The organism is Natronolimnobius baerhuensis (assembly GCF_002177135.1).
GTDB lineage: Archaea > Halobacteriota > Halobacteria > Halobacteriales > Natrialbaceae > Natronolimnobius > Natronolimnobius baerhuensis.
The window spans coordinates 255,839-267,913 of the sequence record NZ_MWPH01000004.1; the positions used below are offsets into that span (position 1 = coordinate 255,839).

General features: G+C 61.3%; 12 protein-coding genes and 1 tRNA gene. 5 read left to right on the forward strand and 8 right to left on the reverse strand.

What is annotated here, in order from left to right:
• The first annotated feature begins 52 nt into the window (after positions 1–52).
• Positions 53–838 carry a TVP38/TMEM64 family protein gene (locus B2G88_RS17540; protein ID WP_054862732.1) on the forward strand — a complete coding sequence of 262 codons (786 nt, stop codon included), beginning with the start codon at positions 53–55 and terminating at the stop codon, positions 836–838.
• A 35-nt stretch (positions 839–873) separates the two neighbouring features.
• Here B2G88_RS17540 and B2G88_RS17545 read toward each other — a convergent pair whose 3' ends face one another.
• The 4 genes from B2G88_RS17545 to B2G88_RS17555 form a co-directional block, all read right to left on the reverse strand.
• The gene (locus B2G88_RS17545) at positions 874–1,398 is read right to left on the reverse strand and encodes a hypothetical protein (RefSeq protein WP_054862731.1); all 525 of its coding nucleotides are present in this window, start codon (positions 1,396–1,398) and stop codon (positions 874–876) included.
• Positions 1,398–2,105 (reverse strand): RAD55 family ATPase, encoded by a 708-nt coding sequence (locus B2G88_RS17550; RefSeq protein WP_054862730.1) that lies wholly within the window; start codon positions 2,103–2,105, stop codon positions 1,398–1,400. Before B2G88_RS17550 ends, B2G88_RS17545 begins: the two co-directional genes overlap by 1 nt.
• Before the next feature lie 55 nt (positions 2,106–2,160).
• Positions 2,161–2,283 carry an HVO_2523 family zinc finger protein gene (locus tag B2G88_RS20095; RefSeq protein ID WP_281253896.1) on the reverse strand — a complete coding sequence of 41 codons (123 nt, stop codon included), beginning with the start codon at positions 2,281–2,283 and terminating at the stop codon, positions 2,161–2,163.
• 123 nt (positions 2,284–2,406) lie between these two features.
• The gene (locus tag B2G88_RS17555; protein ID WP_087715532.1) at positions 2,407–5,523 is read right to left on the reverse strand and encodes an adenosylcobalamin-dependent ribonucleoside-diphosphate reductase; all 3,117 of its coding nucleotides are present in this window, start codon (positions 5,521–5,523) and stop codon (positions 2,407–2,409) included.
• 493 nt (positions 5,524–6,016) lie between these two features.
• Here B2G88_RS17555 and B2G88_RS17560 point away from each other — a divergent pair, with 493 nt between their 5' ends.
• The gene (locus tag B2G88_RS17560; RefSeq protein ID WP_054862729.1) at positions 6,017–6,199 is read left to right on the forward strand and encodes a hypothetical protein; all 183 of its coding nucleotides are present in this window, start codon (positions 6,017–6,019) and stop codon (positions 6,197–6,199) included.
• A gap of 86 nt (positions 6,200–6,285) precedes the next feature.
• On the opposite strand, the gene trpG is transcribed toward B2G88_RS17560, so the two are convergent.
• Genes trpG through trpD form a run of 4 tightly spaced genes read right to left on the reverse strand, consistent with a single transcriptional unit; the run spans position 6,286 to position 10,319 of the window.
• Positions 6,286–6,921: an anthranilate synthase component II gene (gene trpG, locus B2G88_RS17565; protein ID WP_087715533.1), complete on the reverse strand. Its 636-nt coding sequence runs from the start codon at positions 6,919–6,921 to the stop codon at positions 6,286–6,288.
• On the reverse strand, positions 6,918–8,633 hold the full coding sequence (gene trpE, locus B2G88_RS17570) for an anthranilate synthase component I (RefSeq protein ID WP_087715534.1): 1,716 nt from the start codon (positions 8,631–8,633) through the stop codon (positions 6,918–6,920). Before trpE ends, trpG begins: the two co-directional genes overlap by 4 nt.
• Positions 8,630–9,298, reverse strand: a complete 669-nt coding sequence (locus B2G88_RS17575; protein ID WP_054862728.1) for a phosphoribosylanthranilate isomerase — start codon at positions 9,296–9,298, stop codon at positions 8,630–8,632. The genes trpE and B2G88_RS17575 overlap by 4 nt, the downstream gene beginning before the upstream one ends.
• Before the next feature lie 4 nt (positions 9,299–9,302).
• Positions 9,303–10,319, reverse strand: a complete 1,017-nt coding sequence (gene trpD, locus B2G88_RS17580; RefSeq protein WP_054862727.1) for an anthranilate phosphoribosyltransferase — start codon at positions 10,317–10,319, stop codon at positions 9,303–9,305.
• A gap of 184 nt (positions 10,320–10,503) precedes the next feature.
• Here trpD and B2G88_RS17585 point away from each other — a divergent pair.
• The 3 genes from B2G88_RS17585 to B2G88_RS17595 all read left to right on the forward strand — a co-directional run bounded on the left by B2G88_RS17585 (position 10,504) and on the right by B2G88_RS17595 (position 12,072).
• A tRNA-Val gene (locus B2G88_RS17585) sits at positions 10,504–10,578 on the forward strand.
• Between the two features lie 187 nt (positions 10,579–10,765).
• Positions 10,766–11,059 (forward strand): GYD domain-containing protein, encoded by a 294-nt coding sequence (locus B2G88_RS17590; RefSeq protein ID WP_054862726.1) that lies wholly within the window; start codon positions 10,766–10,768, stop codon positions 11,057–11,059.
• 104 nt (positions 11,060–11,163) lie between these two features.
• Positions 11,164–12,072: an AEC family transporter gene (locus B2G88_RS17595; protein WP_087715535.1), complete on the forward strand. Its 909-nt coding sequence runs from the start codon at positions 11,164–11,166 to the stop codon at positions 12,070–12,072.
• Positions 12,073–12,075: the final 3 nt, after the last annotated feature.

Consider the following 12,075-nt stretch of genomic DNA (forward strand, 5'->3'; position numbering starts at 1 on the left):
TCGCCAGCAACGAGGCACAAAAGATTCATTACTCGAGGCGAAACTGCGCTCGATGTCCGTACTGGGGTCAACAGTGTCGACGCGCGTCCTCGCCGGAGTCGTCGTCGCCGCTGCGCTCGTCACCGCCGGACTGATCGTCTCCCCCAGTGTCGTCATGGGCACGCTCGAGTCCCTTGCGGCTGATCCAGTGGTGTTTGGATTCGTCGTTGCTGGACTGTATGCGATTCGGCCGCTGCTCGCCTGGCCGACAACCCCGCTCGCGGTCGTCGTCGGCTACGGCTTCGGTGTGACACTCGGCATTCCAATTGCACTCGTCGGGCTAACCGCGACCGTGTTGCCGGTCTTTCTTGTGGCACGGTGGGTAACCAGCAGCGACGAAGCCACCCCAACAGACGAAAATGAGACATCACCGACTGAATCGACGCCGACACAGCCATCCTGCTCGAGTAACGCGACCAACGGCTTCGCCGACCGAACACTCGAGCGGGCGGGCGTTGTTGTTGTCCGGTATTTCGAGACGGCTGGCCCAATTCGCGGGGTAACGGCCGCACGACTCGCGCCGATTCCCTCCGATATCTCGACGTGTGCGGCAGCAGTGAGCGGCGTCCGACTCCGGCACTTTCTCGCCGGGACGATACTCGGCGAACTCCCATGGACGGTCGCAGCAGTCGTCGTGGGTGCCTCAGCCGCGACCGTCACGACGAACGGCCTCGGCGAACTCGGCGTCGCCCTGTCGGTCGCCTGTGGCCTCGCCGCGGCTGTCTTGCTCGCTGGGCCAGCCTATCGACTCCTCCAGAAACGAACTCACGCCGCCTCGAGTCGGTCGACCGACGGCTAATCGAACGTCAGTACGATATCAAAACTGGTGTCGAGTTACTCTGACCCGTCGTCGCTCTCGTCACTGTCACTCGAGTCGCCAGACAGTGACCGCGAGACGGATTCACGGATCGCCCGGTGACGACGTCGTTTTGGACTCTCGCGCTCGAGGAACGTCGGTCGTTGAACCCGTTCCGTACTATCGGCTGGCAACGTGTCCGCTCGAAACCCCTGTAACGAATCCGGCAGTCCTGTCTCGTCTTCGCCGTCAGTCGTCGGGTCGACTGTCGACTCCGGCTCAGCCCAGAGATCCAGTTCCGACTGCTCTTCGACTACCTCCTGCCAGATCTGGGCCGACCCCTTACCCTCGAGTTGGCGAACACGCTGGCGTCCTTTTTGATAGGCCAGTTCGGTAAAACTCCGGTCGTAGGTCGTCTCTGTCTCATCAGCAAGTCGCTCGAGTTCGTCGGGGTGGTCTGCACCCAGACACTCTGCAACTCCGAGCGCGAACGCCCGCCAGAGGATTTCATCGCGATTCTCGAGGTGCTCCCAGTCGGTTCCGAACGTCCGTTCGTACATCATTAGGTCTGGACCGTTTCGTTCGGATGCACGTGCAGTCCGCGCTCGGAGAACTCGACCGGGCGAATATTACAGTCGATTTTCGTCCCCCGCATCTTGATGATCTGGACGCCACGGGTCATGCCACCCGACTCGAGGTAGTTGTGCATGAAGATCACGCCGTGGGCGAGATAGTGGCCATCCGAGTAGGAGGTCGGATCGGTCATCTCCGAAATCAGGAGAATCGTCGCATTGGCGCGTTTCAGCCGCGTGAGAAACGTAATCAGTTGTTCGACCTCGCTCGAGAAGAAGTACTCGAGCAACATCGTCGAGTCGATGACGACGCGGTCGATGTTGTTCGACTCGATAAACGAGACGAGTTTGTTCGAGAGGTTCTCGACGCTATCGGGCGAGTCACCAGTGCCTCTCGAGGAGGCGAGGAATCGTTTGGTCTCGCTCTCGAAGACGTCCATGAACTTCAGTTTCCCCGAGTTCACCGCCTGATCGAAGCCGAACTCGAAGTTCGTCATGTCGCGGACGATTTCGCTTTCGGATTCGTGCATGCTGACGTACAGCGCCGTCTCGCCCTCGAAGATTCCCTTCGTGAGAAACTGCGAGCAAAACGTCGTCTTGCCGCTGCCGGGCGGCCCGCTGACGATGTAGAGACGGTCTCGTAAGAGCCCGCCGTCGACCAATTCGTCGAAGCCCGGAACGCCCGTAGACAGTCGCATCGTTCAATGCAGGGGTACTGGCGGATAAATAGGTTCTGGCAGATCTGACGGCTCGCTACCAGAACGTATCCGCACAGTCGTAAATTACGCCGTGTTGCGGGCAGACGTACTTGCAGTGGCGCTTGAACATCGGCTGCTCACACCGTGGACACGGCCGCCCGCCAACGTCGTCCGACATACATCTCTCTCGAGCGGGACGGATGCTAAGTTCTTCGTTGACGCGTGCTGTTACGCTCGGAAATAAAACGCAGTTCGGACGACAAACGCAGTCGCCGTCAGTGGTCGTTCTCAGTCGTCTTGCTCAGCACTCGCTCCAGCCACAGCTCTCGCACGTCTTGCAGCCTTCAGAGAAGTACAGCGAGAGCGATCCACAGTCGGGACACTCCGGCGACTCACCGGCGTCAATGAGGTCCTGTGTTGCGTCGTCGTCGGCGTTAGCGCCGCCCTGTGCGGCGGCCGCGCCACCATCAGTCTGTGGTCCGTCGAAGTCGGCTTCAGTGCTTGCGTCTGCCGCATCCTCGAGTGTCTGCTGAGTCGGGTACGGCTTGTCGATCTCGTTATCAAGGTACCGGCGCATTGCGGTGCCGATGGCGTCCGGAATCGACTGGATCTGTTCGCCCTTGTCCCAGGCGACTTTCGGACTGCGCGTCCCACAGAGTTCGTCGACGATCTCCTCGGGGTCGACACCGGAGCGCAGCGAGGTCGAGATAACCTTCGCGAGCGCCTCGGTAAAGGAGTTCGTAAAGCCACCGGAGTGGCCGATGTTCGCGAACAGCTCGAACGGCTGTCCCGTCTCTGGATCCTCGTTAATCGTCACGTAGACCTTGCCGTAGCCGGTGTCGATGCGCTGGCTGACACCCTGCAGCGCGTCGGGTCGCTCGCGCTTCTCGGTGAAGTCGACCATAACCTGATCGTTGTCGAGCAGTCCGCCGACGTCCTCCTCGAGGACGTCTCGGACTTCATCGCTCTCGAGGAACTGCTCGAGACCGCCGAAGATATCGTCGATCTGTTCGACGAGTGTTTCCGCGGCTTCGGTCTCGTCGGCGAAGTCGGCGTTGTCCGCACGCGTCGTCAGCACCTGCTTCGAGCGGGTGCCGTCGCGGTAGTAGGTGACGCCCTTGCCGCCGTTCTCGTAGACCCACTCGAAGACTTCCTTTGCATCCTCGAGCGTGGAGTCATTCGGTGCGTTGACCGTTTTCGAAATGGCGGAGTCGACGCCGGCCTGTGCGGCACACTGCACTGCAGCGTGTTGTTTGGCCGAGAGGTCGCTCGTGATGACGAACAGTTCACCGATGGCGTCCGGCACGGTCGAGAGGCCTTCGACGCCGTCGAACTGGTTGGTGGCCATCTGCTCTTGAGCCTCCTCTTTGACAGCGTCGACGTCGATGTCGTTGTCCTCTAAGGTACGCAGGAAGTAGTCGTCGAACTCGACGAGCATCTCGTCGCCCTGGACGTCGTCAGTGACGTTCTTGTAGTAGGCAACGTTGTAAATCGGCTCACAGCCGCCGGTCGTATTGCCGACCATCGAGGTCGTCCCGGTCGGGGCGATTGTGGTGACGTTGTGGTTCCGAATTGGGAAGCCACCTTCCCAGTCATCGGCGTCCTCACCGGTCTGGTGTTCGAACCACTCGCGGTACTCGGTCGGGTTTGCGTACTTGGACTCGTCCCAGTCAGCAAAGGAGCCGCGCTCGGTCGCGAGTTCGTGGCTCTTGGCCTTCGCGCCGTGGTTAATATGAGTCATCAGCTGGCGGGCGACTTCGTTCCCTTCGTCGCTGCCGTACTTGATGCCCAGTTGGATGTACAGCTGGGCAAGACCCATGATACCCAGTCCGATCTTACGCATGTCACGGACCGTCTGCTCGATTTCCTCGACCGGGAAATCGGACATCGTGACGACGTTCTCGAGGAATCGAGTCCCGTACTCGATGCGCTCGTCGAACTCGGCGTAATCGATTGCCTCCTCGAGGAAGGCGTCGACGGCATCCTCGAAGGTGTCGTACTCGTCTGCGTGTTCCTCGGACCAGACACGCCAGTCAGGAGCGCCCTGATCCGCAAGCGTCGAGAGATTGATGTGGCCGAGGTTGCAGGCTTCGTTCTCCTCGAGTGGCTGCTCGCCACACGGGTTGGTCGCCAGAATGCGGTGGTCCGGCTCAGCCTCGACGTCAAAGGAGTGCTGTTTGTTCACTCGCTCGAGGTAGATGACGCCGGGTTCGCCGTTTTCGTGGGCGCCCTCGACGATACGCTCGAAGATGAGTTCGGCGGGAATCGACAGCGGCTCGCCGACCTCGACGTGTTCGCCGAGGTCGTAGCGGCTGTACATCTCTTTGGTCTCTTCGGTGGCGATATGTGGTTCCTCGGTGCGTGGGTTCGTGAAGGTGAACTCCTCGCCGTTCTGGACGGCTTCCATGAACGCGTCCGTGACGCCGACAGAGATATTGAAATTAGAGAGATGGCCTTCGACGGCGTTCCGGAGGTGCTTTGGAACACGTCCGTCCTCGTCGATGAGGCTGCGTGACTCCTCGAGTGCTTCGCTGAAGGAGGTGTAAGTGTAGTCGTCTGGGTCGTTCAGACGCAGCGTGTGGGCGAGCGAGACGTCCTTGTTCTTGGCGTGGATAAACTCGATGACGTCGGGGTGAGAGACACGCATGATGCCCATCTGGGCACCGCGTCGGGTGCCACCCTGGGCGATAGTCTCACAGAGCTGGTCGTAGGTCCGCATGAAGGTGATTGGTCCAGAGGCGATGCCGCCGGTCGAACCGACTGCGTCGCCAAAGGGGCGGAGTTGCCAGAAGCCGTAGCCGACGCCGCCGCCGGACTGGAAGACCTCGGCGGCCTTCTTGGCGGTCTCGTGAATATCCGAGAGGTCGTCGTCGGGAGACATCACGAAACACGCCGAGAGCTGCTGAAGCTCGTCGCCAGCGTTCATCAGCGTCGGCGAGTTCGGCATAAAGGACAGCTCCGACATGCCCTCAGTAAACGTCTCGGCGACGTCTTCGACATGGTCGCGGACTGTGTCCGGAAGTTCGGGGACGACAGTCTCGTAGGCGAACTTGTTGACGTTGTGTTCCGTCAGTACCGTCTCAACGTCGTCGTCTGCCGTTGTCCCCTCGCCGAAGACCTCCGCGGCGAGTTCGTCGCGGCGCGGGTGATCCGGCTTGAGCTGGTCCGGCGTGACCGTGACCTCGAGGTCCTGTTTCTCGGCCTCGTAGACGGCTTCGGCGAGTGCAATGTTCTTGCCGACGCGGTCGAAGAGATCTTCCTGTTCCTCGATCAGGTCGCCAGTGGCGTCCTTGCGCAGATAGCGCGCCGGGAGAATGTTGTGATAGGCATTATCGGTCATGCGCTCCTCGAGCGTGTCGCCATCGGTACGCTTGATGGGGAGGGTCAGGTCCTCCGCGGAAAGGTCGTGTTTGCTCATGCGCGGCGCACCTCGCAATACTCAGGGCGTCGTCCGACGGTTTGGCGTCGATATGGAGTCGTGGCTCTCATCATTCGTGACGAAGGTTCGGTATTCAGGCATCACCCATAAAACGTGGTGTTGTAGTCCTCTTTTTCTTGGAATAACGCAACCAGAGTTGTATAGATGGGTCTGAACAGTTGGTCCGGGCGACGGCCTCGAGACGGCCGTCTCGGCGTCTAACAATCACTACGAGCGCACCCATCTTAACGATTATCAGAGCAGACTGAAAGTGACGCAAAACACAGGAGAATCGCCGTCTCCGCAGGGGATTTTCTCTTTCAGACGGCGTGCTGTACCGATGGTTCGGTACAGCTGCGAGCCGTCTTGCGGTCGCGGTGCTATTGCGTACCGTACTCTGTCTCAGACGGGCCGAACACAGACCGAATGATAACTATCTGTGGTTGTCAGGATATCCAGAAAGATTACGTCCTTCCAGTACAGGGACTGGTATATGCTCGAACCATTCACGGGGTCGACGGTGTTGCTTGCCCTCGCTGCCCTCGCCGCATTTGCGGTCGCCGTTATCGCCATCCGCATCGCAATCAAACTCGCCGTCCGCGTCGGACTCGTCGCAGCAGTCGTCCTCGCCGCACTGTATGCGACCGGGATGCTCGAGCTTATCCCCGGCGTCTAAGCTGTTGGGCGAATCCAGTTGAACAGTACCCAAGCGCGATACACTTCTCGAGGAACGTCAGACGAATACAGTCTGGGAGCGCCCGCTTACAGACTCGAGAGGAAGTTCTCAATAATGTCGTGGCCGGCCGCCGTGAGCACGCTCTCGGGATGGAACTGAACCGCTTCGATAGGGTGCTCGCGATGGCGTACGCCCATGACGAGCGTTTCAGTACCATGTTCGGCCGTCGCCGTCACTTCGAAGCAGTCGGGGACCTCAAGCGCGACCAACGAGTGATACCGCCCGGCGCGAAAGCCCTGCTCGAGGCCGGCGAACACACCTGAGTCGTCGTGCTCGACTGCCGAGGCCTTCCCATGGATCGGATCGGGTGCCCGACCAATCGAGCCGCCGTACTCGTAGACTGCGGCCTCGAGGCCGAGACAGACACCGAGCGTCGGGACCTCGGGGCTAACCTCTCGCAGGACGTCCATCGTCACGCCGACATCGCGGTCGTTTTTCGGATGCCCGGGGCCGGGGCTGATCACGATTGCGTCGGGGTCTGCAGCGCGAACGTCTGCGAGCGAAGCGGTGTTTTTCACTACGGCAGTCTCAGTGCCGGGAAGTTGGCTCACGTACTCGACGAGATTGTAGGTAAAGGAGTCGTAATTGTCGACGAACAGGACATGCGTCATCTCTTGCTCGTCGGTCGTCTCGTCCGTCGTTTCAGCACTTGTCGCGCTCATTGGCTCACCTCCGGTGTTTCAGTGTCACGGTCATCGTCTGTGCGCTCCCCGGATGGGACGTCAATCTCCTCAAGGGCTGCAAGGACGCCACCCATCTTCTTCTCGGTTTCCTCGTACTCGGATTCGGGGTCGCTGTCTGCGACTAATCCTGCACCCGCCTGGACGGTGATTCGATCCAGGTCGGTCTCGAGGCCGGTGACATCCGCAGGCGGTGTCACGCCTGATTCGACGGTCGCCGTGCGAATCACAATCGCGAAATCGGCGTCGCCGGTCCAGGAGTAGTAGCCCACCCCGCCGCCGTAGAGACCGCGTGGCTGGGCCTCGAGGTCGTCGATGATCTCCATCGCGCGGATTTTCGGCGCGCCCGAAAGCGTGCCAGCCGGGAATGACGCGCGGGTTGCGTCGAACGCATCCGCGTCCGCAGCCAACTCGCCAGTCACCGTCGACTCGATGTGCTGGACGTGGCTGTACTTGAGGACGTTCATGAACTCATCGACGCGCACCGAACCGGCTTCGGAGACGCGTCGCACGTCGTTTCGAGCCAGATCCACGAGCATCGTATGCTCGGCGCGTTCTTTCTCGTCGGCCAGCATCTCGCCAGCCAATCGACGGTCCTCGACCGGACTCGAGCCACGGTCGCAGGTGCCGGCAATCGGGTTCGACATGACCTCGCGTCCGCGCACCGAAATGAGCGTCTCCGGGCTCGCGCCAACGACGGTCAGCTCGTCGTGCTCGAGGAGGTACATATACGGCGAGGGGTTGACCTCGCGCATCGCCTCGTAGAAGCCGATGGGGTCGATATCGCCGTACAGTTCGCGTTTCCGTGAGATGACTCCCTGGTAGATGTCGCCATTGAGGACGTGTTCTTTGGCCGTACGAACGCTCTCTTCGTAGTCGGCTTTCGAACCCGCGGTTTCGGCCGATTTGTTGAAGCCACCAGTTTCTGGGCGGTCGGCATCAGCGAGTCGGTTGGCTACCGCGGCGGCTTCCTCACGCAGGGCGTCGTAGACCGCCTCGGGATCGTCGCCAGCCTCGAGAATCGGCGTACAGACCAGCGAAACGGTGCCGTCGCGCTCGTCGAACGCGAGCGTCTTCGTCGTCAGGATAAACTGCGCGTCGGGGAACCGTGACTCAGGCCGCTCGAGGCCAACCTCCTCGAGCCAGAGGTCGTAGACGGCGTCGTAGGCCAGAAAGCCGACGAGTCCGCCCTCGAGATGCTGGCGGTCGTGGTCGGGGAAGTTCGCAAGTCGAACGTCGGGCATGGCGGCCCGAAGCGCGTCGACGGTGTCGCCGTCGGAGTCGGTCTCGACCGACGTCAGCGGTGTGTCCTCAACCAGCGTTTCGACGCTTGCGTCGCCGGATTCGACCGTGATGACGGCCTCGGGATCGTAGCCGACGTACGAAAAGCGTGCGTGACGATCCGGCTCCGCTGAACTCGGCCGGAACGCGCCGTCGGGATCGCTCGAGGCCGTCTTTTCGGCGCTCTCGAGCAAGAACGCGTACGACGAGCGCTCGTGATCACTGTCTGCGGAGCGGCCAGTCAGCGCCATATAGGCTGCAAGCGGCGTCGTCTCGACGTCGAGAGTCGCCACCGTTCGAACGACGGCGGGCGTCTCGCCGTCGCGTGCGTGTTCACAGAACTCGTCTCGCTCGAGGTCGAACTCGACGGACGGTGCGTCAGATGTGTCGGATGGAATGTTAGAATTACTCATAGCGTCACAGTATCGGGTCCGTCGGTGTGTGCGGTCGTCGCTCGAGTCACGAACGCCTGAACCGCGTCGGCGTCTTTGCGTCCGCCCTCGGCTTCGACCCCGCTTGCCACGTCGACCGCGAACGGCTCGACCGTCCGAACGGCGTCAGCGACGTTGTCCGGCGTAAGTCCGCCAGCGAGGATGAGCGGCGACTCGAGCGACTCGGCTGCGTCGCGTGTGCGTTCCCAGTCGTGGGTTTTTCCGGTGCCACCACCACCAGACTCGTCGACCGTATCGACGAGCAGTGCGTCAACGAGGTGATCGTAGTCCTCGGCGGCTGTCACCTCGTCGGAATCGAGTGCGACCAGGATATCCGCGTCGAGAGCCGATACGATGGACTCGAGTACGGCTGGCTCTATGCCGCCGTGAAGTTGGACGGCATCTGGGCCAACGCGCTCAACCAACTCGACCACGCGCTCGGCATCGCTCGCCATCGTCACGAGAACACTCGTCACGAACGGCGGCACGCTCGAGACCAGCGCCGTTGCCTCCTGGCGTGAGACCTCTCGTGGCGTCTCGACTGGCACGTCACAGATGAATCCGACTGCGTCCGCACCGGCAGCGATGGTCGTCTCGAGGTCGGCCTCGTTCGTGAGTCCGCAGACTTTCACACGCGTCGCGTCCATCGTGTTAGACCTCCGGCTCTGGTTCGGGAACGGCACAGAGATCATCGAGTTTCGTCGCCGCATCGCCGGACTCGATTGCCTCGAGTGCGGCGTCGGCACCGTCCTCGAGCGAGTCCGCGTTGCCGGCAACATAGATCGCTGCGCCTGCGTTCGCGAGGATCACGTCCCGTTTTGCGCCCGTGACGTCTCCCTCGACAATGCCGCGCATGTCGGCGGCGTTGTCCGCAGGAGAACCGCCCGAGATGTCCGCGATTGCGTGTTGCTCGAGACCGAGATCGGCTGGCTCGAGGGTGTACTCCTCGACAGTCGTGTCGCTAACTTCAGCGACCTGCGTCTCGCCGTGGATGGCAATTTCGTCGGTTCCCGCGCCGTGGACAACCAGCGCGCGTTCGACGTCCATTCGGGCGAGTGCGTCCGCGAGGACGGGAACGAGGTCAGGATCGTAGACGCCGATAACCTGTGCGTCCGCGCCTGCAGGGTTCGTCAGCGGCCCAAGCACGTTGAACACCGTCCGCATGCCGAGTTCCTTTCGCGGGCCGATGACGGCCTTCATCGCGGGGTGGAACACGGGTGCGAGCATGAAGCCGATCCCGTCGTCTTCGATTGCGCCCTCGACAGCCGGGGGTTCGGCCTCGACGTTCACGCCGACTTCCTCGAGGACGTCCGCGCTGCCCGAGGAGGACGACACGGAGTAGTTACCGTGCTTGGCGATGGGGACTCCAGCGCCGGCCGCGACGATTGCACTCGTCGTCGAGACGTTGATCGTATCGTAGTCGTCTCCGCCGGTTCCGCAGGTATCAACCAGTGGCTCGCGGTCAGGCGAAATCGTCCGTGCGGCCTCGCGCATTCCCTCTGCGAAGCCAGCGATTTCGGCTTCCGTCTCGCCTTTCGCACGCAGCGCCGCGAGTAACGCGCCGATCTGTGCCTCTGTTGCCTCCTCGAAAACGGCTGTCGACGCCGCTCGAGCCTCGTTCTGTGTGAGATCCTCGCCGTCTGTGACGCGTTCGACGTACTCCTTCATAGTGAACACCAATGTACGTAGTTGTCTTACAATGTTCAAATAAGTACATCAACTTAAGCGTGTCGGAGGTCCGTGCGGCTAACTCTCGTACGGCGTCCGATTCGAAACCTTCAATTACACCCGTGGGCAACAAATGAGTGCAGACAACGTGACGGCGGACGTCACAATGCACGCAACACAAGGCGGGTTGGTGGTCTAGTCTGGTTATGACACCTCCTTGACATGGAGGAGGCCGGCAGTTCAAATCTGCCCCAACCCACTATTTCTGTCGCGAACAACTTCGTGAGCGACAGAATCGTTACGTTGGGCAGATTTGAACCAGACGAGTCGCGCACAGCGAACACCGTGAGCGAGCACGTCTCGGCGGGGTTCAAATCTGCTCAACCCCTCTCACACCTCGAGTATCGTGTGAGAGTTATTACCATCGCCGGTGGCCGTCACCCTGCATGTCGACTTACATTACACTCTGGGAGTTCACCGAGCAAGGGGCAGCGACCATCAGAGACAGCCCCGACCGCATAGACGATATCACGGAGCACTTCGAGGAGATGGGTGGCGAACTGCGCGAGTTCTACATGCTGCTGGGCCAGTACGATACGATCACGATTAGTGAATTTCCCGACGACGAGACAGCAGCGCAAGCGGTACTATCGGTCACCGAGCAGGGAAACGTGACCGCTGAAACCAGCACGGCGTTCTCGAGAGAGGAGACACGGGCGATTATCGACGGCCTCGAGTAAGCGTGACTCAGTGGCGGCAATAGCACGGCGATGGGCGGTGTGACGGCCTCGCAAACGCGTCGGGAACCGAACAGTAGAAACCCGCGAGTCGATTGGGCCGGGGTATGGAGGTGCTTGGCCGGTTGCTGGCGCTGCTCGTACTCTTACTGCTCGGGACGGGGCTGCGCACGACCGGCGTGTTGAACACGCAGCGGACAGCGCGACTGAACGCGGCGGCCTACTACGTCGCACTGCCGGCGCTGATTTTCGTCTCGACGTACGATCAGGCCATTGGCGATCTGCTCTCACTCGAGTTGCTCGGTGGACTCCTGTTCGTGCTCTTTTCGACGGCTGGAATCGCCTGGGTGGTTCACCGCGGTCGGTCCTCGACGCCGCGACGGAGCGTCGCGATTGTCCAGTCGTATCATTCGAATCTCGGCTATCTCGGACTGCCACTGGTCGCGGCGACGTTCGGCGCGGACGTGACGGCAATCGCGAGCGTCGTCCTCGGCGTCGTGACGCTGACGCAACTGCCGCTGACGATTATTATTCTCTCGACGCTCAACGGCGCGGACGCGGCGATGAGCGATGAACTTCACAGACTCGCGACGAATCCGGTGTTGCTGGCATTGCTTGCGGGCCTCACCATTGGCTCGATTGGCGTGACGATGCCACCGGTTGCCGCAACCGGGCTCGACGTCGTCGGCGCGCTCGCACTCCCGCTTGCGCTGTTGTGCGTCGGCGCGTCGTTACAGACGAGTGCTCGCTCACTCGAGTTGGGTGCAGCGGGGTCGGTGATCGCGCTCAAAATCGGCTGCATGCCCCTGCTCGCGTGGCTCGTGTTCTCGCTGCTCAGCGTCGATTCGGCGACGTTCACCGCAACGGTCGTCATGCTCGGAACGCCAACCGCCGTCTCGACGTTTGTCTTCGCGACCGAACTCGGCGGCGACGAGGAGTTCGCCTCGCTGAACGTCTTTCTCACGACGCTTGTCTCGATTGGGACGCTGTTCGTACTCATCACGCTCGTCAGTTGAACC

Coding starts and splice junctions, on each gene's coding strand:
- trpG (WP_087715533.1), bottom strand. CDS start 6,921: ATGAGCGCGACAAGTGCTGAAACGACGGACGAGACGACCGACGAGCAA.
- B2G88_RS17595 (WP_087715535.1), top strand. CDS start 11,164: ATGGAGGTGCTTGGCCGGTTGCTGGCGCTGCTCGTACTCTTACTGCTC.
- B2G88_RS17540 (WP_054862732.1), top strand. CDS start 53: ATGTCCGTACTGGGGTCAACAGTGTCGACGCGCGTCCTCGCCGGAGTC.
- trpE (WP_087715534.1), bottom strand. CDS start 8,633: ATGAGTAATTCTAACATTCCATCCGACACATCTGACGCACCGTCCGTC.
- B2G88_RS17575 (WP_054862728.1), bottom strand. CDS start 9,298: ATGGACGCGACGCGTGTGAAAGTCTGCGGACTCACGAACGAGGCCGAC.
- B2G88_RS17550 (WP_054862730.1), bottom strand. CDS start 2,105: ATGCGACTGTCTACGGGCGTTCCGGGCTTCGACGAATTGGTCGACGGC.
- B2G88_RS17555 (WP_087715532.1), bottom strand. CDS start 5,523: ATGAGCAAACACGACCTTTCCGCGGAGGACCTGACCCTCCCCATCAAG.
- B2G88_RS20095 (WP_281253896.1), bottom strand. CDS start 2,283: ATGTCGGACGACGTTGGCGGGCGGCCGTGTCCACGGTGTGAGCAGCCG.
- B2G88_RS17545 (WP_054862731.1), bottom strand. CDS start 1,398: ATGATGTACGAACGGACGTTCGGAACCGACTGGGAGCACCTCGAGAAT.
- trpD (WP_054862727.1), bottom strand. CDS start 10,319: ATGAAGGAGTACGTCGAACGCGTCACAGACGGCGAGGATCTCACACAG.
- B2G88_RS17590 (WP_054862726.1), top strand. CDS start 10,766: ATGTCGACTTACATTACACTCTGGGAGTTCACCGAGCAAGGGGCAGCG.
- B2G88_RS17560 (WP_054862729.1), top strand. CDS start 6,017: ATGCTCGAACCATTCACGGGGTCGACGGTGTTGCTTGCCCTCGCTGCC.